20 protein-coding genes are annotated in these 22,133 nt (G+C 62.0%); 4 read left to right on the plus strand and 16 right to left on the minus strand.

The genetic code is table 11. The features are described 5' to 3' along the window. Positions 1 to 2 precede the first annotated feature (2 nt). Entirely contained in the window at positions 3 to 1,880 is a 1,878-nt protein-coding gene (locus ACXR2T_RS03865) for a hypothetical protein (RefSeq protein ID WP_458837950.1), read from the minus strand. A gap of 165 nt (positions 1,881 to 2,045) precedes the next feature. Here ACXR2T_RS03865 and ACXR2T_RS03870 point away from each other — a divergent pair, with 165 nt between their 5' ends. Continuing rightward, positions 2,046 to 3,122, plus strand: a complete 1,077-nt coding sequence (locus ACXR2T_RS03870; RefSeq protein ID WP_458837951.1) for an AI-2E family transporter — start codon at positions 2,046 to 2,048, stop codon at positions 3,120 to 3,122. A 147-nt stretch (positions 3,123 to 3,269) separates the two neighbouring features. Continuing rightward, a complete protein-coding gene (locus ACXR2T_RS03875) occupies positions 3,270 to 3,980 on the plus strand; it encodes a GNAT family N-acetyltransferase (protein WP_458837952.1) in 711 nt (236 codons plus the stop codon). Between the two features lie 16 nt (positions 3,981 to 3,996). On the opposite strand, the gene ACXR2T_RS03880 is transcribed toward ACXR2T_RS03875, so the two are convergent. Further along, the gene (locus tag ACXR2T_RS03880; RefSeq protein ID WP_458837953.1) at positions 3,997 to 5,013 is read right to left on the minus strand and encodes a zinc-dependent alcohol dehydrogenase; all 1,017 of its coding nucleotides are present in this window, start codon (positions 5,011 to 5,013) and stop codon (positions 3,997 to 3,999) included. Positions 5,014 to 5,130: 117 nt separating this feature from the next. Here ACXR2T_RS03880 and ACXR2T_RS03885 point away from each other — a divergent pair, with 117 nt between their 5' ends. Next, positions 5,131 to 6,105, plus strand: coding sequence for a LacI family DNA-binding transcriptional regulator (locus ACXR2T_RS03885; protein WP_458837954.1), 975 nt, complete (start codon positions 5,131 to 5,133; stop codon positions 6,103 to 6,105). Positions 6,106 to 6,331: 226 nt separating this feature from the next. On the opposite strand, the gene ACXR2T_RS03890 is transcribed toward ACXR2T_RS03885, so the two are convergent. The 4 genes from ACXR2T_RS03890 to ACXR2T_RS03905 form a co-directional block, all read right to left on the minus strand. Continuing rightward, complete coding sequence (locus ACXR2T_RS03890; RefSeq protein WP_458837955.1) at positions 6,332 to 6,499, minus strand: oxidoreductase; 168 nt, start codon at positions 6,497 to 6,499, stop codon at positions 6,332 to 6,334. A 108-nt stretch (positions 6,500 to 6,607) separates the two neighbouring features. After that, positions 6,608 to 7,900 carry a Fic family protein gene (locus tag ACXR2T_RS03895; RefSeq protein WP_458837957.1) on the minus strand — a complete coding sequence of 431 codons (1,293 nt, stop codon included), beginning with the start codon at positions 7,898 to 7,900 and terminating at the stop codon, positions 6,608 to 6,610. A 99-nt stretch (positions 7,901 to 7,999) separates the two neighbouring features. After that, positions 8,000 to 8,359 carry a metallopeptidase family protein gene (locus ACXR2T_RS03900; RefSeq protein WP_458813828.1) on the minus strand — a complete coding sequence of 120 codons (360 nt, stop codon included), beginning with the start codon at positions 8,357 to 8,359 and terminating at the stop codon, positions 8,000 to 8,002. A gap of 34 nt (positions 8,360 to 8,393) precedes the next feature. Continuing rightward, positions 8,394 to 9,548: a DUF998 domain-containing protein gene (locus tag ACXR2T_RS03905; protein WP_458837958.1), complete on the minus strand. Its 1,155-nt coding sequence runs from the start codon at positions 9,546 to 9,548 to the stop codon at positions 8,394 to 8,396. 610 nt (positions 9,549 to 10,158) lie between these two features. Here ACXR2T_RS03905 and ACXR2T_RS03910 point away from each other — a divergent pair. Next, positions 10,159 to 10,530 carry a DUF2695 domain-containing protein gene (locus ACXR2T_RS03910; protein ID WP_458813832.1) on the plus strand — a complete coding sequence of 124 codons (372 nt, stop codon included), beginning with the start codon at positions 10,159 to 10,161 and terminating at the stop codon, positions 10,528 to 10,530. Positions 10,531 to 10,624: 94 nt separating this feature from the next. Here ACXR2T_RS03910 and ACXR2T_RS03915 read toward each other — a convergent pair whose 3' ends face one another. The 10 genes from ACXR2T_RS03915 to ACXR2T_RS03960 form a co-directional block, all read right to left on the minus strand. Beyond that, positions 10,625 to 13,855, minus strand: a complete 3,231-nt coding sequence (locus ACXR2T_RS03915; RefSeq protein ID WP_458837959.1) for a helicase-related protein — start codon at positions 13,853 to 13,855, stop codon at positions 10,625 to 10,627. Further along, positions 13,852 to 15,726 (minus strand): phospholipase D family protein, encoded by a 1,875-nt coding sequence (locus ACXR2T_RS03920; RefSeq protein WP_458837960.1) that lies wholly within the window; start codon positions 15,724 to 15,726, stop codon positions 13,852 to 13,854. The genes ACXR2T_RS03915 and ACXR2T_RS03920 overlap by 4 nt, the downstream gene beginning before the upstream one ends. Then, positions 15,719 to 16,933 (minus strand): DUF6361 family protein, encoded by a 1,215-nt coding sequence (locus ACXR2T_RS03925; protein WP_458837961.1) that lies wholly within the window; start codon positions 16,931 to 16,933, stop codon positions 15,719 to 15,721. Before ACXR2T_RS03925 ends, ACXR2T_RS03920 begins: the two co-directional genes overlap by 8 nt. 35 nt (positions 16,934 to 16,968) lie before the next feature. Then, complete coding sequence (locus tag ACXR2T_RS03930) at positions 16,969 to 17,754, minus strand: GIY-YIG nuclease family protein (RefSeq protein ID WP_458837962.1); 786 nt, start codon at positions 17,752 to 17,754, stop codon at positions 16,969 to 16,971. A gap of 101 nt (positions 17,755 to 17,855) precedes the next feature. Continuing rightward, positions 17,856 to 18,050, minus strand: coding sequence for a hypothetical protein (locus ACXR2T_RS03935; RefSeq protein ID WP_458837963.1), 195 nt, complete (start codon positions 18,048 to 18,050; stop codon positions 17,856 to 17,858). Between the two features lie 36 nt (positions 18,051 to 18,086). Then, a complete protein-coding gene (locus tag ACXR2T_RS03940; protein WP_458813844.1) occupies positions 18,087 to 18,716 on the minus strand; it encodes a PIN domain-containing protein in 630 nt (209 codons plus the stop codon). 14 nt (positions 18,717 to 18,730) lie between these two features. Beyond that, complete coding sequence (locus ACXR2T_RS03945; RefSeq protein ID WP_458837964.1) at positions 18,731 to 19,519, minus strand: ImmA/IrrE family metallo-endopeptidase; 789 nt, start codon at positions 19,517 to 19,519, stop codon at positions 18,731 to 18,733. A gap of 12 nt (positions 19,520 to 19,531) precedes the next feature. Continuing rightward, positions 19,532 to 19,867: a helix-turn-helix domain-containing protein gene (locus ACXR2T_RS03950; RefSeq protein ID WP_458837965.1), complete on the minus strand. Its 336-nt coding sequence runs from the start codon at positions 19,865 to 19,867 to the stop codon at positions 19,532 to 19,534. Positions 19,868 to 19,885: 18 nt separating this feature from the next. Beyond that, a complete protein-coding gene (locus tag ACXR2T_RS03955; RefSeq protein ID WP_458837966.1) occupies positions 19,886 to 20,110 on the minus strand; it encodes a hypothetical protein in 225 nt (74 codons plus the stop codon). A gap of 34 nt (positions 20,111 to 20,144) precedes the next feature. Then, positions 20,145 to 21,722, minus strand: a complete 1,578-nt coding sequence (locus tag ACXR2T_RS03960; protein WP_458837967.1) for a hypothetical protein — start codon at positions 21,720 to 21,722, stop codon at positions 20,145 to 20,147. Positions 21,723 to 22,133: the final 411 nt, after the last annotated feature.

Genomic DNA, 22,133 nt, shown 5'->3' on the forward strand with positions numbered 1-22,133 from the left:
CGTCACTCAAACCGGCCGGGGTTTGCGGCGGCCAGCGTCAGCTTGGCCGCTTCTTCGAAGTCGCCTTCACTGCCCAGCTGATAGATGAACAACCACGCATCGCCGTCGAACACGTGCGTGTGTGTTTCGAGCCCCTCGCTCGTCGGTTCGCTGAACGATACCCGCAGCAGCGGCCCGTCGGCCTCGGCGCGATAACCAAAGTCGAGCATGCCGTCGATGAGCGCGTTCTTCTGCTCTGGCGTCACCTCAGCCACCCACTGCATCACGGTGCCTTTGCCTTCCCAGGCGCAGCCGGCCACCCGCGACGCCTGCTGCAGTGCACCGCGCACGACCGGACCATACATCTTCGCGGCGTCGCGCGGCACAGTGTGTGGCGCGACCCCCGTTGCCCGAGTCGCAGCCGGGTTCAGCACGTCGCAGGCGGGAATCGCGAACTCTTCAGCCGGGACTTGCGGGCCTGAGCTCTGCCCCGGATCGGTGCCGCGGGCGTCCACGCGCAGAGTGCGCGGCGCGCGGTCGTGAAGCGGCACGAAGATACGCACCACCCATTCGGTCCAGCTCGGCTCCCCCGACATCGTCTCTGACGGCCAGAGAGTGGTCGTGCCCGTGTCGTTTTCGAGCACAAAGAAGTCGCCGCTCTCCATCACCGCGGTGTACCGCTCGAGGTGCTCATCCCACTTCACCGCGTCGCGCGCGCCCTGCGACGTCGGGTCGCTTTGCCCGGCTGAGTACCGCGGTGAGGTTTCGCCCGGCAGTTGCACGGCCAGGTAGCTCGGCTGCCCGTCGTACCCACAAATCAGCACCCATCCCTTCGTAAACTGGGCCCACGCGAGCAGCACCGTCGGTTCGGGGCAGTCTGGAATCTCGGCCGGCACCTCGGTCGCGACTTTTCTCACGGCACTGCTCACTTCGTCTCCCTCCGCGAGAAACGTGAGCCGCGACAGGCTGCCCGTTGTGGAGTCAACGCAGTCGACGCAGGTAGAGGTAATAAGCACCCCGTCGGGCCCGCCCCAGGCTGCCGTCGCACCCGCGATCGGGTCGATCGCTTGGCTCAGCAGCACCTTCTCAGAGTTAGTCTGGCGCACCTCAATCGTGCGAAACGACTCATCAAACTGCGCGGTGTCTACGCCCAGCGGCACGGTGAGGTTCGATTCAGGCGCGGCGAGCGACGTTACGGGCGCGGCTGGTTTTTGATCCGGATCATTGCTGGGCAGCTCGTTGCCCTCGCGGTCGACATGAATGGCACCGTCGTGATTGGAGAGCCAGAGGCTCTCACCGTCGTCAGCGAATTTGAGCGCACGAAAGCCGGGCACCTCGAAACGCGAAGTTTCGCCCTGTGCATCAAGAAATACGACCTCGGTGGGACCCGCGCCGAGCATATGCTGCAGGGAGCATGCGGCACCCGAGGTGAGCGGGTCGAGCTCGCAGGTGGTGATCGTTGTGGCCTCATCCCACAACTGCTCGCCGTCGCTCGTACGGTAAAGCGTGGCGCGCGCGCCATCGCCCGCTACAGCCTGCCGCTCGACCACCACGCCGCCCGCAAACTGCACTGGCACCTTGCTCAGCCTCATGCCGGGCTTCAGATCGGTCGACCACTTCTGGGCGATGCCAAACTCGTAGGGCTCGGGTTCTGCCGCGCCCGCGTTGCCGCCGGTCGCGCTCTGGGAGTTCTTGACTGTGGCCTGCGTATCTGCGCCACCAAACCAGGTGCCGAGCACACCCGTCGCGGCCAGCACCGCCGAGGCTCCCCCGAGCGCGATGAATGCCGCGACCGCGATGATGGCCACGGCTAGACCGCGACGCGGAGGTCGCTGCTTGAACTGATTATCGTTTCGAGGCGTGTAGTGGGCTGGGCCCTGGCCCGATGGCTGTTCGTACACTGCTGCTCCTTCGCCTGTCACTCACACCTGCTGTAGTACATACTCTGCTATTCAATTGCTTTGTGCTACATCTCTGCCGGGCTTGAGCCCGAGCTACCACGAAAACCGCTAGGTTACTTAAGTAAGAGCCGCGGCGGCGCGGCGTGCAGAGTACACAGGAGCGGCATGTCAATGACGAACGACGGCGCACCGGGCCAGAACCAGATGGGTTATGCGCGGTTGCGCCGAGTGGGGCTTGCCAGCTGGTCGGCGATAGGCGTGATCGTGCTCGCGGTGCTCATCGCGGGCGGGGTGAGCGCGCTCAGCGGAATCCTCGTACCGCTCGTGATTGCCGTGATCTTGGGCACGGTGCTCGAGCCGATCGTCACCTGGCTCGTGGGCCATCGCATGCCGCGCGCGCTCGCGGCGACACTGGTGCTGCTCGTGGCGATCGCCGTGGCGACGGGCGTGATCGTGGTCGCCGTGGTTGGGTTCGTGCAGCAGATTCCCGACATCTCGAAACAGCTGATTCACGGCTGGACGATCGCCCTAAACTGGTTGCACTCACTCGACATCGACCCGTCATGGCTCGAGCAGTTGCGTGCCGCCGGCGACGACCTGCTGAACAAGCTCGGCCACGGCGCCTTTGGCATGGCGGCGGGCGCTGTCTACAGCACGGTGATGCTGAGCGTGGGTATCTTCTTCGCGCTCTACTTTTTGTTCTTCGTGTTGCGTGACGGTCAGCTGTTTCCACACTGGCTCGCACGGGTCATCTCGCAAGACGACGCGCTCATCACCGAAATCGACGAGCAGGTGCGGTTCTCGGTGCGCGGCTACTTTAAGGGCACCGCGCTCACCGCCGTGATCACGGGCCCCATCTTCGTGCTGCCACTCATCTTGCTGGGCATTCCGCTCGTCATTCCCATGATCGTGCTCTACTTCTTCTTGTCATTTGTGCCCTACATTGGCGCCTGGGTGACGGGCGCGTTCGCCGTGCTCATCGCGTTTGGGTTTGGTGGGGCGCCCGCCGCCCTGATCGTGGGTCTCGCGCTGCTCGTCTCAAACGGGCCCGTGCAAAACGCAGTACTGTCGTGGGCGCTCGGCTCGTCGCTCAACATTCACCCCGTGATGGTGCTGCTGTCGACGATCATCGGCGGCGTGGTCGCGGGGATCCTGGGCATGGTGCTCGGCCCGCCCGTCATGTCGGCGCTGCAGAAGGCGCTGGCCGCGGTGCGCAAGTACCGTGAGGGTCTCGTGCATTGACCTAATTACATCGATCGACCTTTACACACAGAAATCCGCGGTAATTCATGTGTGCAAAGGTCGATTACTAGCTGAAGGTCAAAGCGGTGCAGCCACGGTGAAGAAGCTGAGTGGGGCATCGCGTCCTGTGTGTGGTGTTATGAGTGCATGTGTGACGACGAAACACCGCAGCCCCCAGCGTATCGAGTGCGACCGTTTGTCTCGGTAGACAGCGCGGGTCTTGCCGATGTCTGCACCCGCACCGCGAACGTGGGCGCCGACGCCACCGGCATGCTCTGCGATGACGCGCTGTGGGGCGACCTGTTTGCGGTGCCGTACGGGGTGCACGACCCGAGCCTGTGCTGGGTGGTCGAGGCTGTAGGCGGGCCGGCTGCGTGGCCTGCTGCCGGGCGGGTCGTCGGTTACGTCGTCGGCACCGCAGACACCCGCGCGTTTGCCCGCTGGTTTCGTGCCGAGTGGTGGGCGTCGCGGGCCAGCCGGTACCTGCGTGGGGCGCCGGGCGGGGCGCTTCAAGACGAGTTCTTGACGTACGGCGACGGTATTTCGCCCGAGGCCCAGTCGGCGGCGGCGAGCGCGCTGACGCGTGACTACCCCGCACATCTGCACATTAATCTTCTGCCCGAGGCTCAGGGATCAGGCCTCGGCCGCCGGCTGATCGATACGCTGTGCGACGAGCTCGTGCGCCGGGGCGTGCCTGGCTTACACCTCACGATGAATGCCAAGAACACCCCGGCGGGCGCGTTCTACGAGCGGCTCGGTTTCAGGTTTCTCGCGACCGACGGCGCCGACACCACCTACGGCATGCGGCTCGACCTCAATGTAAAACACTCAAAAGACACCGAGGCTAGCTTCAGCTAGCCCCCGTACCGTGCGCCTAATCAAACGTGACGACGACCTTATCTGCGGCGCCCGGAGTCTGCGCTAGTTCCAGCGCTTCAAGTGCTTTGTCGAACGGCAGCGTGTCGCTCACAATCAGTGCGTACTTCTGCCAGTTCTTCACGATGTCATCGGTCACTTCGAAAATCTCGGTCGGGTATCCCACGGACCACACGATGGTGAGCTCAGTTACCAACAGGCTCGGAAAGTCGAGCTCGACGGGCTTCTTGTGCACCGCCACAATGCCCAAAGTGGCGCCGTGTTTGGCGACCGACGTCGCCGTTTGAATCACACTCGCCACGCCAGCCGCATCCAAAAAGATGTCGGTGCCTGAACGTGTGCCGTGTACCAGGGCGCTTTGCCCGTCACCGTGCAGTTCGACGAGGCGGGCGGCGACGTCTTCTTCGGCTGAATTGATGACCGCGTCTGCGCCAATCTGGAGCGCCTTTTCAAGCCGCGACGCGATAATGTCGATCACAACAATGTGTTTAGCTCCTCGGCGACGGTACCCAAGCAGCGCACCGAGCCCAATAGGCCCGGCTCCAAAGATCACGACTTTGTCACCCACTTGAGGTTTCGTGCGGTTGACCGCGTGGTACGCCACTGCCATCGGTTCGTTGAGGGCAGCCACGTGCCAGGGCACCTCTTTAGGAATCACCTTGAGTTGTTTGCCAGGTTGATAGTCCTTCACTACGACGAACTCGCTCAACGCACCCTGCGCTCCACCAGACCCCAGCAGGCCGTCGCTAAAGGCCATCGTGTCAATCACCACGTGATCGCCCAGCTCGACCCCGGTCACATTGTCACCCACCTCGACCACCTCTGCCGCAGGCTCATGCCCGAGCGGAGTCGCACCGATACGCGGCGGGATGCCTCCGCTGTGCGAATAGAACGCGTCTGAACCGCAGATGCCGCACGCCCGAATTTTGAGCAGCACGTCATTTGGCCCCGCCACTGGGGCCTCAATGTCGACCCACGAATTTTCACCGTTTCCAGTCACGTACACAGATTTCATCTCTGACTCCTTATTGCCACGCTCGGTGCGTCAACAGTGACGCGCCATCATCTTATTTACTAAATCGAATTAGTACCAGTGTTTACCGCGCGCGAAGTGACCGACTACGCTGAGAGCATGCGAGCGACTTCAGCTGGGTCGCGGGTCACGCTCAAAGATGTCGCCCGCGCAAGCCATGTCTCACCCACCACGGTGAGTTTCGTACTCAACGACACCCCTGGCCAGGTGATTCCGCCGGAGACTCGTGACCGGGTGCACGCTGCCGCGGCTCGGCTCGGCTATGTGCCGCACCGGATCGCCCGCGCCCTGCGCGAAGGCTCTTCGCGCACAGTTCTACTTCATACCGCCGACGCTCCCACCGGCCACAGCCTGTCGAGCTTTATCGACGGGCTCGACGACGAACTGCGCAACCTCGGCTTCACGCTCCTCGTTACGCACAGGCATAGCGATCGCTCAGTGCCCAACGACATCATCGAAGCCTTTGCGCCCCGCGCTGTCCTGGACCTCGGTGAGATCTACGACGCAGAATCGAGAGCTACCTCCGGCGTAGCGATACCAGACAGCTGGGAGGGAGGTTGGGTCGACGGCATGGCCGCGCACTGTTTGACCCAGCTCACCTATCTCGCTGAGCGCGGCCACGAACACATCGCGTTCGTCTCCCCCAAGGGCTCCGAAAACTCGCGCTTCATCGCGATGCGCTTCAGGCACGCCCAGCTGGCGCTGCAATCACTCGGCCTTTCCGAGCCTGTTCCCGTCGAGATTGGACCCACGAGCAAAGCGGCCGCGGCAGACCTCGCGCGCCTGCGCAGTGAGCACCCCGGCGTGACGGCTATTGCGGCGTTCAATGACGATACGGCGCTTCTGGCTCTCAGCGCACTCGCACTCGCCGGCGTACCGGTACCCCAAAACCTCGCAGTGATGGGCTTCGACGCTGGCCCCCACGGCGCTCTCTGGACTCCGAGCCTCACGACGTTGCGTATCAACGCCAAAGACTACGGCCGCCGCGCAGCAAGACGTGCCGTCGGCGAAGAGCTCGGCGTCCTCGCTCCGATCACCCCCGGATCAGTCGTCATCGCCCGCGATTCGGCTTAAGCCGCCGCACACAGCGCAACCACGGTTCAAGCGCTCATCACGGTTACTCGCCCACCAACAAGTCGTCGGATCGGGCGTCGAGGAGCGAGAGCGTCACGCGCGTCGACGTAGAATCCGCGCGCCGTAGCAACATCGCCGACCGGCAAAAGCACCCACCTGCTCGTCAAGGTGCGCACCGGAGGATCTTGCGCGGTCAGGGGGCTTGCCTTCGTTCGTCTCTGCAGCGTTACCGGTTGAGCGTGAACCCGCTGGTCCACGCGAATTTCTCGCTTTCGGGGAGCGTCAGATGCAAGAAGCCAAGCACTTCGAGCTCGCGTGCGCGTTTCAGCGACCCCGCATCGACCGCAGCGAGCCCGCCCGCAGCGACAGCCTCAATAAGCGTGGCTTTCAGCACGCGGGAGCCGAGTGAGGTAAAGCAAGAATCACGACCTCGCAGCTCATCTTCGCGGCTCCCGAATCGGTGTCTGCGTGGCTAATGTGGTCGACGTTCGCGCCGCGGCCTCTATGCTTGTTCATCCGATTCATTCAAAGATTGGTCCCATCGGAGGGTGGTTTGTGGCAGTTGGAGCCCCGACTGTGAAACCCTGTCTGCGGTGTCCCACCCGCCGGCCTGATTACTGCGCTCGGCTAGCGTCACAAGCCCCAGGTGCTCGTCTGACACATATGCAGCCAGCGCTCCCCGATGATCCTTATGGCGTGACAGCACCCCGGCGTCCGCGAGTTCGCCGAGCGCACGTTCTGCAGCGGTCTGCGAGACCGAGAACTTCTCTTGCACCGCGCCCACCGTCAGCACGGGAGCAGACATCAACGATTTGAGCAGTCGCGACGCGGTCGATCCCTGGCGCGGCTCACCTGGTAGGCCCTGTTGTTCTCTCCATCGCCGAAACCGTGCCGCCAGCAGATCATCAAGCGCTGTGGCTCGCTCTTTGAGCTGCACCACATTTTGAGCTGCTCGCGTCGCCGCGTCAGCAAACCCTACGACCCATTCACCTAGGTTTTGTGGTTCAGATCGAAACGAAGTGAGCCCCGCAATGTACCCATCTTGGTCAGTGGAGAACACGGTGCTGATGGGCAGCAGGGCATTTTCGGTGACACCGTCACGTTTGAGAATTGCGTGAATAAGTGCCCGACCTGTACGCCCGTTGCCATCAACGAACGGGTGGATGGTTTCAAATTGCGCGTGCGCAACAGCAGCTTTCAGCAGCGGTGGATGCTCGGACCGATTGATATAGAGCAAGAGATCGTCAATCAGGCGAGCCACGTGCTCTTCTGGCGGCGGCACAAAGGTCGCAGTCAGTGGGCTGTGCCCCGTTCCTCCGATCCAGTTCTGCTCTGCTCGAAACCCTGCCGTCAGTTGCGGGGCGATCGTCTGCTGCAAGAGCACGAGATCACTCGCATCAAAATCCCACTTCTGCGACATCACATCAATGGCGTACTCGGTTGCTCGGAGATTATGTATCACAGCCAGGGCGTTGGGCTTGCCTCGGCCTAACGCATCCGCGAGAGCGAGCCGTCTCGCGGAGATAACATGCCCCTCGATATACGAAGAAGATATGCTCTCGGATCGCAGCAGCAAGTGATTTAGGTAAAGCCCTGACTCCCCCACCATTCCGTCGGCACGGGTGACCGCGCTCTGGGCATCAGCAATGCGCGACATCGCATGAACGCTGACTTGGGGGCCTTCGCTTCCCAGCAAATCTGGAATATATGCGCGATAGCTGCCTCCCCCCTGCTGCCGACGCGACAGCCCGAAGGTATTAGAAGGAGCCCAAGCCCGCGTGACCCATTCACCCATCGTCTAACCTTTGCTCAATATGCCAGTGAGCACACGCTAACGCATTAACCTACGCTCGAACACCAACTGAAGAAACTTTAGACCACTAAAGTGTGCTCATTAGCGCTTGTGTGTCTCATGCAGCTCGTGCAGTTGCGCCTCGGTCATTCCCAAGTGTGCGCCGATTTCACGAATGAGCGTGTTCCAAACTTCTCGCTTCAACTGTTCTTCGTCGTGCGCATGCGCCAGCATCGATTCACGATAGAGAACGACATTGTCGGGAATCGCCTCTGCACCAAAGTTGCCGCGCACGGTAAGCGGCGTACCCCGGTAGACCGCGAGCACGTTGAGGTTGCCATCGTCGGGCGCGTCCTGCACTGTGATCGCGACGTTGTTTAGCACCTGCGCGAGGTCGTCAGGTAGTTCGTCCATGAGAGATGCGACGAGGTCAATGAACTGGTCTTCTGTGACTGGCTTCATAGGTACAGTCTGGCATGCGCGGCGGCACCGCTGCCTACCGAATCAAGTGCCGCACCGCCGACGGCATAGAGACGCTCGGGCTCAAGATGCCCAGCACCCGCACGAAGGTCGTGAGCCACAAGATCGCGAGCCCGACAACCACTCCCTCCACGGCCGCCATCGGCAAATGGAAGAGTAAAGCTGCGCCGACGACCGCGACGACCAAGACAATGAAGCCGCCTGTGGCAGCGAGGAGCACGCGCGGCGGATCCGGCACTGCACGCAGCGAGAAGCCAGCCGCGATCGCGACCAGAGCGGCGGCCGCGAACGCCGCGATCAGGTGCGGCACCGGGGCGCGGTTGAGCGGCAGCAGCCCGACCGCGGCGAGCGCGGTGCCCGCGAGCGCCCATGCGAGCACCGCGGGGGCGATGCGCGCGAGGGCGCGGTCGCCGAGCAGCCGGTGCAGGTCTCGGCCGATGTACGAGCCGACGGTGGCGATCAGCAGGCCCGCGACGATGAGCGTGCCGTTGAACGCCCAGCCGCCGGGGCCCATGCCGAGCTGCGAGAAGTTGCGCCGCCACCAGTCTGGTTCGGTCGCGGTCACCATCGCGAGAAACGTGCCGATCACGAGGAACGCGGCGAGCAGCCCCACGAGGTCGGTCGCGGTGAGCGCGGCTCCTGCGCGAAACGCGAACCGTGCGCCGAGGGCGGCGGCGACGCCCGCGAGCACTGCGCCGCCTGAGGTCTGCAGGGCGAGCCCCTGGAGGCTCGTTTCGAGCACCTGCCCGGTGAGCAGCACGCCGAGGCCGGTGACAGCGGCGAGCGCGATGGTCACCGCGGCCGCCGACAGGTGCGAGACGGCGGTCTGCCACGGCGGCATGGGGGTCGTTTCGTGGGCGCGGTGCAGCCGCGTGCTTGCGATGAACGCGGCGGCGGCGAGCGCTGCGGCGATGAGTGCGATGGGTACGGTCGCGCCTCCCGCGCCCGCAAACGGCCGCGGGCCACCGTGCAGCACGGCCGCCCCGCCGATCGCGCCCAGCACGAAACCCGCGACGGTCGCCCACAAGAGCCGGGTCTGCTCGCGCAGCTGATCGGCTTGGTCGCGTGTTGCGCTCTGGGCTTGGGGCGTCGGCGCAACTGGGGTGCGCGGCTTGCGCGGTTTGCGCGCGCTGTGCTCCGGACCGCGGGGCGCCGCATCATTGGGGGCCATGCGCCCATCAAAGCACGCCGAAAGTCAGTTGTCGCCGACAAATGTTGAAATCGTTGCTCTTGATTGTTCGATCGCTCCACCGGCGGCGGAGCCTCCAACTGCGTTGTTTGCTACGCGCTCCCGGTCACCGACATGCTCAATTTAGAGATGATTAGGGACCATTTGGAATCCCTGCTTACCAGTTCCAAATACGGCCTTCTCGAAAACTCCAGGTAAACACATCCATTGACCTTGACGCGCCTTTACCTGTTTGGGATTCGCGATCGATCCTTTTAGGGATTTGATTCTTCGCTACCATGCGACTACGTCTGACGTAGTCCCTTCATCGACACGGTAGGCTCTACTTCGTAAGCCCCGGACGAGGCCAGTTATATGGTCGCCGCGCCGGGGCAATTTTGGTTCAGCCCACTGAGCATCAGACCTATCTATCTGAGACTGACGAAAAATCGCAGTCCACCGGGCTGCCGAAACGCTGCATGATTTTCGGCTGTCACCCGACCCCTGCCACCCTCTTCAGAAAGTTCGTAGAAGCTCCCGAACGACTCTCGATCTCGTCGCTCCGTAATAAATCTTCAGTTGCGATGTCGGAGGCTCGTGCAACCATGCTGGCATGAACACCAAATCTATCGCCGATGTCGCCGAGCAGATCGTTCAAGATACTGCGTTGGCGCTACTCCTGCCCCAGGCGGGCGAATGCCTTGCCTGCTATGTCCTACGTCAGGCCAACTCGTTTGGGTGCAACCACACCCATCGGTTCGCACGAACGTTTCGTGACCTCACCGCGCCTCGTGCGACCGCTCTCGGTGAGCGTCTCGCCCGCATGGGCGCCTGCCACTGCGACTGTGAAATCTTCACAAAAGTGTACGGACTCGTCCATACCTACTACTGCGACGACTTCGCTTCGAAGCTGCCGTGCGCAGGGGTGCGCCGTGGCTCGACTCAACCCTGTGCGCTCTGGGCGCGATATGTGAGCTACTACTGACGACCGTGGCAGCCTCGCCGATCTCGTCGAACGAGAAGATGCCAGCGCCGACATGACCTGAAACACTATTGAGTTGTGCACAACTAAATATTTCTTAAGCCGTGCCCTCACCGCTGCGCACCGGCGGCCTCAGATCAATCATCGCTGCAGCGGCGCCGTCGACGCCGCGTCGTTCCAGCATCTCGACCATGTCCTCTTGCCGGGGCTGGCCAAGTGTGAGTCGGTACAGGGTGAGGGCAGACCGCAGTCTGTCGTAGCGTTCGATGTCGCGGCTCAACGGATACTGCACCAGGGTCCGTTGAATCTGCGCGCGGCCCGGGTATACCCACCAGGGCGAAAACTCCCCTGCCTCGGTCACCTCACGCGCGGCCGCTTCAAACGCTGCCCGCCACGCACAAGGATCCTCGGAGGAAAGCACCTCAGCCCAGTGAGCTTCAGCGACGTTCTTGCGCACGGCGTGACCGCCGTATCGATTCACTCGCCCCTCCCTCTGCTCAAAATCCACGGGGTTACTCGGCAAGTTCCAGTGCACTACCGAGTGGCTCCACCAGTGAAAATCGATGCCTTCTTGCCCCACGCTCGTCGATGCCAGCACAAACGGCGCAAAGGGGCTGTTGAAGGCGGCGCGTACCGCTGACTGCCTCGCCACGTCAGCATCGCCCTCGCTGCGCGACTGGTCTCCGCCGCCATAGCGCACCGCAAACCGCGCATTCATCGAGATCCGTTCGCGTCCAATCGTGGCCTCGTGCGCGTGATATGTCGCCGGGCGCATACCGAGCGCCGCCGCCACCTGCGCCGCAATATCGCCCAGCATCTTGTCGGTCAACGGCTGCTGCCCGGTCTCGCACCACAGCTGGAACACATACTCATCAAGCACCGCGCGCAGGTTACCGTCGGCGCAATAGTCGAGCACGCGGCTCCAATAGGGCGCGTTGTTGCCCTGCTCACGAGCAAGCAGGTCGAGCAGCTCTCTGCTCTCGGGCCTGTTAAACAGGGCTCGCACGCCCTCAGCGATCGTGAACGCGGCCCGCCAGATTCCCTGCGGCGTGCACGCCTCGCTCGCTAGCGCGGCCAGCGAGCGGTAGGCGACGCTGCCCGGCGAGAACGCGACGATGCGCGCAAGGTCTGGGTGTGTCAGGCCGCGCGCGCCGGATCCCTCTGCCCCCATCGTCTGCGCGTGCTGCTCGGCTGCGGCGATGTTGGCCCGCAGCCCCACTGTGCCGCGGGGTTGCGCAGCCAGGTCAGAAGCCTCACGATCGTCGACTTTGGTGGCGCGCTGCGTCGCTTCTTCACGGTCGACAGCGAACGCGGCGTCGGTGCCGTCGGGGTCAAACGCCCCGGCGTTACCGAAAAACGCTTCCCAAGCGTGCTGCGTGGCGGCCCCCTGCGGCAGCCGCTTAGCAACTTCTTCGGCGAGCGCTGTGCTTTCAAGGAGTCCACTGGCAGCGCGCACGTCGGCGAGTTGATCGGCCGCGGCGAGCAGCCGGGGGTGTGGCCAAAAAAGCGCAAGAGTCGACAAACTAGCGGCCTGGTTTTCAGCCTGTCGATAGGTCAGCAGCTGGGCGCGAGACTCCCGGTCAGCAGCTCCTACGCCCTGCTCTCCAATATCGCGCATGCGTCGCTCGGCTTCGTGGCTCATGATTGCCGCGATTGCGGTAGGGGCGGCCGACCAGGCTGAGAACAGCACCTGCTTGGTGACCCCGGCGTCAGCAAACGGCGCATACACGTACCCCGGCTTCAGGTACGGCATCGACGGGGGAAGCCATAAGAGTCGCCACCACCCTGCGTCAACGGTGTGATCCATCAGTGCACGTAACGGCCCTCCGCCCACGTCGATCTGGGCCCGCCGTTCGACGGTATCGCGGGTGATGGCTCCGGTGCGCTCGATCGCTCGAGCAACACGTTTGGCTTGGGCTCCGGTTGCTGCCTGGTCGACCATGCGCGCGATCTTGTAGTGCTCCATGAAGTTGGCGAAGTGCGGTACCGATTTCCAGTACTCCAGATTCACGGGGCTGCCCACTTCATGGCCGAGATCGCTCAGCGCTACCCAGCGTTCCAGGTCCTTCGCCGTCGGCACTGGCACTTCGAGTCGCTGCACTTTCACTAGGTCGGCGCCGTCCATGGTATTCGGGCGTTCAGAGCGCGACATGATCGGGCTGAGGCACCGGCGCACCGTATCGGCCGCCACCTCCGCGTCGCCACCTGCTACCAAGATGTCGCGGTACCGCTGCAGCGCATGCTGCACGTCCTGTACCTGCGCAGCGTCACCGTCGCACAAAAAGTTTACGATTGCGAGAAAGTCTTCATAATGGTTTGCGTCGCTATCGTCTGCTTGTGTGAAGGGCTCGTAGGGTGTCGCCGAGAGCAACAGCACTTTTACACCCCGCGAGCGAAACAGAGCCTCTACGAGTTCGGCCGCATCGCCTCCCTGTTGCGGGTCAAGGAGCGCTTTAAAGCGCTGAAACTCGTCGAGGATTATGAGGTCTGCTTCGAGAGACACGACGCTTGCGAGAGCGAGGTGCGCGCGCAGCTTGGCTATCAATCTGACAACCTGCCAGTAGAGGTCATCGGGTAAGCGCTCAGTTCTCGCTTCGGGCTGTGTGGCCTGGCTATGAGTCAAGAATTCGGCGACGCGGTCACGCAACCGTGCACACTCGGCGAGGCTGCCGCTCGAGCGCGCTTCGGCGGCAAACCCGTCTCGTATGCCGGGGTCGATCGGCCCCGCTAAGCGAGCGGCAACGTTGTCAACGTAGTGGCGTGAAAATCGCTGCACCGATTCGACATGGCCGCGCAGCATCACACGTATCGCGTGCTGCTGCGCCTCATCATGCTGTAGTAGGTCATCGAGTAGCAGTACGAGCAGTGCACGTTCATCACCGCTGCCCTGATTCGACGATGCGACAGAGAATGATGTGCCCGGCGTAAACGACACGAGGTTGATGGGCTTGCCTGAGGGTGAGGCCGAAGGCTTCGACAGTCGGCTCGATTCGAGCGCGAGCAGCGACAGCCTGGTCGCCATAGCGACTTCTTCTTGACCCGTGACGTTGAGCCGTTTGAGGTTTTGACCGGCGAGGTCGCGGTTGCTGCAGATGTAGACCACGTCAATGCGGCTCACACTGTCGTCCTGCTCGAGCGCGGTGATGGCTTCTGCGACGATGCCGCGTGCGATGACACTCTTGCCGAGACCCGTCTCATCGGCAATCAAGAATCTGCCGGCATGGCGGGCCGAGGCAGGCCCGTAGAACTGGTCAATAACGTGGGCCACGGCATCGCGTTGAAAGCTGCGCAGCCCGTTCAACACGTCTTCACGGTTTACCGCGCTCATCGCTTCTGGCCTCTCTGCCCGTGCCCACTGCGTGCGTTCCACACACTCTGCCAGAGCTCTGCAAAACCCGGCGGCAGGTCCATTTCTGTGTCACTGTTGGCAGCCAGCTCCGCATAAATGCGGTGTACGACCTCGAGCCCGTCGTCCCCCCTCGCAAGGGATGTGAGCATCGCTTCGAAGAGGCCGCGGCTGAGCCCAGCGGGCGACCAGCTCCCGTTTCCTCCGCCACCCACTCCAGCCCGCAGGTCAAACCGGAGCCCGTCGGGGTCAAGCAGCAGTGCAAGCAGCCGTAAGAATTCATCGCCGCTACGAATCCCCTGCGCCAAGATTGTGTCACGGCGCGCTGTGATGTCATCGTGCAGGGTGGCCAGCACGATGGTCGTTGCCGAAACTTCTTCTCCGTCGATACGCTGCTTCAAGGTGATTTTCAAGAACGGAGACACCTGGGTGAGCGTGAGATGGTCGAGTGTAGCTGCTGCTTGTTCGCTCGCCCCGATAGGCGTGCCCGATCCACTCCCTGCGCCAGAGTGCAGGCCCCATGACACGTCAATCCCGTCGGATTCGAGCTTCGAGAGGAGCCTAGCGGCGGGCGCATCACACCACACGCGCATCGCATACGCTTCACCAGCGACCACTCGCGCGTGAAACCGCTGCCCGGCGAGCCCCCTGAGCTTTGCTTCGAGCCGGTGCCTGGCGGCGTCTGCCACCGTTTCTTCCACTCCGCCGACCGAAGTGTGTTGTTCGAGCATGGGCTCGAGTTCCTTCAGCACACTCTCGGGGGCGAAATCGCGGGAGTGCCCTGTGAGCTCAAGCATCACTTCGACGTTTCTGCGCAGCCCGCCGCCCGTGACGTTCGCTGACCCAATAAGTGCGCGTGACTGACTGCTGTATCGGCGGTGCTTGTAGAAGATCGCTTTGGCGTGTAGCCCCGTCAGAGTTTCGGGTGATTCATCGTCGACTTCGCTCAATTGCGCATCGAGCACGTAGGTCGGCAGGTCGATCCCTGTAACCGTGCCTGGTAGGCGATCGAGCGCTTCGACCCGTGAGATCACGGCCGTCTTGCGCGAAACCTGGCTGCGCACGAGATTCAACCCTTCCTCCGACAAAAAAGGTGAGATCACGAGGGCCTCAGCTGCATCGTATGAGAGCATTTCGGCGATCTGTGTTTCAGGGGTGACCAAGCCGGCTTCCACATCGCTGTCGCTATCCTCCGCCCCGAACTGCTCGTGTGCGGCGCCCGAGAGCACATGGAATGTGAGGTCCGTCACCCCAGGCGGCAGCTCCCATTCCACACGCAGGAGCCGTTCTCCCAGCCCACGAAGGTTCGCGACCCGGGCGTCATCGAGCGTGTCTGCGCCCAACGCACACAGTCCGTGAAGAAGCCGCCGCAGTGGCAGATTGCGTGCGCGTGCCGTCTCGGCCGCGGCCTCACTGGCCGCTGCCCCATCGATCCGGATCGAAAGATCCCAGCTGCGGTCTTCAGTCAGATTACGGCTCAAGCACAGCAGTCGATACCGGCGGTCGTCGCCCGCGGCGTACTCGAGCAGCCAGACTTTGGGGTGGAAGATGCCGCCGCCCGGGTGCACAGTGTGCAGCATCGGTTCGAGCAGCGTGACGAGGTCGGTGCGTACTCCTGGGCGAATCTCGCCGGCCTGCGTGAAGATCGTGATGCGGTCGGTGAAGCGGGTGAGCGCGGCGATGATGCCGAGGTCGTCATGGCCAGCGAGGTTCTTCGACGCGAACGCGAGCGGCACCGCCAGCGCCGTGGCCAGGTCGAGCGTAAACGTTGTGCCGACCGCTTGGACAAGCTCATAGCCGCGCGGAGGCTGCAGGCTATCGGTGAGAAGCGACCTGTTTTGTGGTTCAAACATGCGCCAGCCCGTCTGCGATGTCGGTGAGGATCGTGCGCACATACGACCAGCGGTATACGTAGCGGCCCGCGCCTGAGCTGCCACCCCACGTTTCGAGTCGCGGCCTATTGTCGATGCGTGCCATGGGGCCTTTGTTGCGGCGTTCGCGCGTGCGCACTAACTCGCGCGCCGCGGCATGAGACGCAATTTCGTGCGCGTTAGCAGTTGCGAGGGTCTGCACCCATTCGCGCACAAACCGTTCGGTGGACGTTCCCACCGGTGACCTACCTCGCGTGCGGGTGATGAGGGTGAAGAAACTGTTCAGGCTCCAGGGCTGCTCGCGTGTCACATTTTCGTACTGCTCTGCCCAGTCGCTCAGACGTGCAGCGAATTTCTCACGTGCGCCCGCCTGACGCGTAAGCCCGTGGGCCTCATAGCTCTCTGCAATCAGCAGGTTGTACAGCAGTTGCGCACCGTGCATGGTCTCTGAAAACAGCCGCGCATGGTGCAGGGCGTGCTGAGCGTCTCCCGCCGCGGTGCTCGTGGCGAGGTCTTCCCAGGGTGCGCCGCTGTCTTTGGTGAGCTGTTGCCTTTCGAGATGCGACACCAGGTGCGCCAGCATTGAGCCCGGGGCACTCGCGATGAAGCGTTCGCGCAGCCAGGCTGCCTCGTCTGCTGTGAGCTGCATGCCTCCGATGGCCTGCGCTGGGAAGCCCTCTGGGACAGGTGGCATCTCTGGTCGCCAAGCACGGAGGGTGAGTGACCTGTGCTCGGGATCGTCTTGTTGCAGTCTTGTCCCCTCGGCGCTGATCGCCTGACCCCTATTGAGTTTGGGGTCGGTCAATATGCCGTAGGAGCCTAGCGCAGACCAGTAGATAGTGGACGGCATCGTCTTGAGCGCGGCACCTGCCTCGGCGCCAATGATGCCGCGAGCGCGCGCGTCATAAGACTTGAGGGCGCCAATGAGCTCGATTTCTTTCGCCTGCGCTTGCGCGAGCGACCCTCGCTCCTGTGACACCTGCTGAAAGATCCACGGGATAAACAGGAGGTATCGTGCGCGGGTGTGCAGCGTTGAAGTGCCTGGAAAGAGCGCGTCAGCCAGCGCGTCGCGCACTTGCCCAAGCCCGAGCTCTTCAAGACTTTCTTTGCTGGTGAAGAGCCCCAAGATTTCGCGTATGCGCCGTTGCTCGACGCTAGAGCTATCGAGCCAAGTAATCGACGACGCCATTCATGTCTCGCTTCTGAGGTGGGTGGGTACTTGGGTTAGTCGTCGCCGACTTCAAGGTCGTTGATGGTCTGCCGCTCTAGGCCGAGTTCTGTGGCGATGTGATCGAGAAACTTCGTCGAGGTCAAGAACCATTCGGTGCCACCGCGACGAGTGCGCGCACCGTGATGGTCTGCCATGCGAAGCCACTCGTGAAACTTTCGTTCAGTCTCACCTGATGCCGGTGACGGGTAAATGCGCAACAGGATTGGGTCCTCTGGCAGCGCGGTTAAACGCCCCTGCGACCCCGCCCTGTGCAGCACGTCACGCGATGAGTGCCCGACCTTAAGATATGTCTTACCGGTCTCGGCATCGACTGGATACTTGAGGTAGTGCGGCAACGTGTAGACGTAGATGCCTGAAGTTCCAACTGACTCCGCCTCAGTCGTAGCCTTCGCCGTTGCGGTGTCTTCTGCTTCTGCTGCGAGCCGGTCTTCTGCCCGTAGTGTCAACTGCTCTTCGAGCAAGGCCCAATCAGCACGCAACTCTTGAGAAAGATCATCGCGCTTAAGCAGGGTACGCAATCGGCGCGCAGCTTGCAGCGCAAGCGTCGGGCCTGACGGCAGGGTTCCGTGCACCAGCGCTTTGATAGTCACGCCGTTGTTGTAACCGTAGTTTACGGTTTTAGCGCCGACCATCTCTGCTTGTTCTTCCCGAGTGAGGCCCTCTCGGTCGCCTCGAAAGGTGTCACCCAGGCGGCTCTGGTCTGTGAGTAGAACCGCCTCGGCCTCAGCAGCTCTGTCGTAGACGAACTCGTCGTCGTGCAAGATTTCTCCTCGGTTCATCGTTCAAATCACGCATCTCATGTGCCTCAAGCTCAAGCAGTTATGGATTCTTTAGGGGCCTATTTGGAAATCACAAAGCCTCAAACCCAAAACTCCTATAATCAAAAATCGCAGGTCAGGTCAAAATAGATGGCTTTATTCGAGTGTTCATTCAACGTCAGTTTTGGGTACTCGCCATCGTGCACCACGCTTTTCACCAATAACTTCGATGACGGATTGGCCACCGAGTATTCGTTCGCTACTGGGCCGTTGATTGTGCCGACGTCGGCGTGCAAGGCAGAGAAAGAGACAGCCATGTCTCTATCTTGGCGCACTTTGCGGCGCCGTATCTATCAGAGCGGGGCCGCTCGCCGACCGATGTACAACTCGCGGTCATGCAGCACGCTCACGACGCTGGTATCCCAGTGAGGTAGCCCATCGTCATACTGCGCGATTCTCGCGTAGATCAGTTTCATGTCGCCGCGCGTCTCGACCATTCCAAGCCTTGCGGCATCTCGAAGAATGCCGAGCGTCGACGTCACCTTTAACCCATGCTGCCGGGCAAGCCGCTGGCCGCCGCCATCGTCGACCAGCACGATCACCGCTTTGCCGATGCGCGCCATTTTGAGAGCGTGTGCCACCACCATCGTCTCACCCAAGTCTTTTGACGTGAGTGCACGTTGCATGACGGTTTGCTTTGATACTGACACCGTCGCCGCCACTAACGCTTTATCTCGCACATCATCGATGAGAAGCTTCACTAGCCCGTTGCTGACAAGCGCTTCAAACACGTGCCAGTGTCTGCTGTGAAACCGGGCGGTGCCTGCATGTGATCCGTGCGGCTGGTGAGACTTGCGCTGTACCTCATCTGCCACCGACTGCGGTGCACACATGAAGGCAGATTTTGCCGATATGACGTCCAACAGCAGCTGTTGATACCCCGCCGCAATGAAATTCAAAGCTGGCCCGGCATCAATGATCACTGCCCGCGGATCAGTCACCATTCATCTCCGAATGACACCTCGCTGTGGGGATCGGCCGCAGTCGGCGGCACAATCCCTTCGCCCACGAGTTCGCGCTCGAACTCGTCGACATCGTTGACGCCGTGTACGCGGGCCAGCTGTCTGAGCGATAGCTGCCCCAGTAGGTACGCCTCGATCGCGTTCGTTGTGATGCGCTGCGGCGCTTGCTCGCGCAACGCGTCTACGACGAGTGATTCTCGCTCAGCAGCCCAGCCAAATCGGCGTGCATACCAGCTCGCAGGTTTTGCTTTTACCGCGTCAAACTCCTCAACGGTAAGCACTTCAATGTCGCGTAGCTGAATCGCCGCAACATAGGGCGAGACACCAAAGTGGCGCACAATCGCAGATATTTTGGCGAACATCGTCAACTCGTCTGGAATCTTCTCAACGAGGCGGCGCACCCCCTGCTGCGGTGCAAGTAAGTGGCGCGCAAACGAGTCCGCCCGTTGTTCTGCAGCATCACGGTGCAAGCCGTTGGCTACCTCGTCACGAAATTCACCAAACAGAACGTGCCCGAGTTCGTGCGCTGTCGTGAACCTCTGCCGCTCTGGCGACCTGCTCGTACCCACCCCGATCAGCACGCGACCGCTTTCTGGGTCACGGCGCATCACCGCGTCAAGATCGCCCGGCATCGTCATCACTGCAACATCGATACCGAGCAGCCCTTCGATCAGTTCTTGCACGTCACGAATGGGCGACATCCCAAGGTCGTTATCGTGGCGAAACGTCGCGGCCTTTTGCTGCCCTTCGAGTTCAGCGTTCATGCGCCCTCACCCCTACCGATGGGTTCCGATGCCTGCCGCGCGCAGGTCGTTGTCGAGCTCAAACCAAAAGTCGAGGCGTTCTACTGCTCGGGCAACATCGGCATTGGGGTGCTCAGCGCGCGCGGCGGTTTGCAGGCGATCACGAAATTCGCTGTGTCCGAGAACGGTGCTCAGCAGCACTCCAAGCGCGTGTGCAATGCCCACGAGCTCGGCGAGCGTCGGATCTTTCTTGCCCGTTTCGATGCGGTTCCAGGTCGACTGCGATAGCCCCGACTGCGCTGCCGCAGCACGCTGATCGAGCCCCAGCTCGACACGCAGTCGAGTGATGCGATTGGGCATAGATTCCATGACCCCTCCTTAACTGAATCAGAATAGCATTATTTGATTCAGGCGGTAAGTGGGCAGCAGCCACGAGCGATCCGGATCACGCCGCGCACTCAGACTGCGTGCGCGCGCGGGCTCTTTCGCAGCGCCCTCAGCACGCACCCCGATCATTGCCGCGACCTCGGCGTTATCTGTGCGGAGGGTGGCGTCGGTGGCGGTCACCTGGCGCGGTTGATCGAGCCCCTCGAAGGCTTCATGATTTGTCACGTTGTCGCGATGCTCGTTGGCGCGCGCCGTCCGCCTAGATCAGGTTCGCGAGCGCGGTCAGCGTGAGGTACAGAGAAACAAACCCCATCGCGAACCAGGTGCCAGGTCCAATCCCCCGTCTCAGCCGCCTCCCTTGTATTGCTACTCGTGCACCTGACGACCCGGCGATTACTCCTTCTGCAAACGGTTGCACCGTTCGTTGCAGAAGCAGTCGCTCGTCACGCCAGCGTTCCCACTGAGCCAGCTTGTCGGTGAGTGCGGTGAGGGCTGTCGCGAGCTCGGCCCAGACTGCGGGGTCTACCGTCACGAGATCACGCCGCGAACGCAGTATGAGCAGATTGCCGACGAGCTCGATATCGAAGCTGCGCGCCCCATCGATGAGTCGCGCCATGATGTCTGGTGTGAAGAGGTAGAGCGCGTCGCGTTCATAGCCCCGAGGGCAGAAGAGCGCGAAGTGGTCATCGAAATCGCCCTCAAGCGACAACCGTTGATTCGCTGCCGGGGCCGTGAACGCTGCGAATGAGGGCGTCAGATGATCCTGGCTGAACAGCATGACGTGCGGCAGTTCGGTACTAAGCTCGATCACGCATTTGCCGCTGAAGTGGGTCGTTCGGGCGAGCGCTACCCCTTGACGGTGCTCGAGGTTGCTGGTTCTCAGCCGAGGGGCAGCCTCGACTGCATGAACGGTCTGCATGATGTTTGTTTCAATCGCACCGTCATTCAGCACGCAGGGTCCCGGATCAAAACCGAAACCGTTGTCTGCTGCGAAGCGCGAGAGCCGCAGATAATCTTCGCCGTACGGCACTCTGGTGCGTGTGCGCACCAGAAACCAGATGAACACTGCGCCGGCGAACATGAAGAGCAACAGAACCGCGCTCATCCCGAGCAGCTGGGCCGCCGCGTCCTCTGCCCCCTCACTCGCAATTTCCACGATGCCGGTGAGAAACGCGAGCATCCCGATAGCAAAAGCAATGACGCCTACGGTCATCACGACCCTGCGCCCCAGAATATCGGAACGGCTAACTCGCGGAAACTGAGCAATAAACTGCCTCAGAAATGCACGCACCTCGCGTTTTGAAATCCGAGCAGTGAGGGCTGCGATCTTGAACGATATTTGCCCACGACTCAGTGCTGGAGTCGCTACTGACGCACCCGGCCTCGCTCCAATCACCCGGTCAATGCCTTCCCAGGCGCGGGCAAGCGCATAGCGCTTCGGGCCGACCCATCGCTCCACCGCCATCGCTAGCCCCGCACCAAGCCCGGCCGCTGGTAAGAACATGAGCGCAGCATACGGAATCTCTGTCGTGCGCATCATCATCCAGAAGAAAACGGTGATGGCAAGCGGCACCGTGGTCGAAAGCACGCGCTGCGCTGCGACACCGCGACCACGTTTTCGGTGGAAGCGATAGCCGAGCCACACCCCCACGGTAAACGCAAAAACGGTGAAGCTGAGCCGGGCAGGGCCCGCGTACACGAACCCAACGACAACCAAGGCAGCAAGCAACAGATCGGTACAAATGGCGGGCAGGCTTCGTACTCTAAACCACAGGTCACCGCGTAGAATCAACTGGTTGGGGGCTGTTGGCGCACCTTTCGTGGTTTCTCGACTCACGTGCATCGGCTGATGCGCGCCGAAGCGCCCGCCCCGTTCCGCCGCAGCCTGCTTTTCCCTCGCGGTTTTGCGCCTGTAAGCGTGCCACAGCACCAAGCCAGCTACCAGCGCTGCAAAGAATAAGTAGAGGAGCCCCGTGGCGAGGCTGCACTTCTCGAAGCTGCCGCTAGCTCCGCCCCCTATTTGGTTCTGCGCCGCAGCCCACGCTAGGAGCAGCACGCCAATAGCTGCGAGAACTACCGACTCGAATAGTGATCTAATCAGCGGCACAACTCATTAGCCTAGCGTGCCCCGAAACCCGGCGCGTTGAGTGTGCCACACGCCGGAGGTGTTTGAGCGTCATGCTCGTCACCGCTGAATGGTGTTTCTTGTTGCCTGCACACGAGCAAGACTCCAAACCCAAGGCCTATC

It is taken from the genome of Leucobacter faecis (assembly GCF_054456635.2).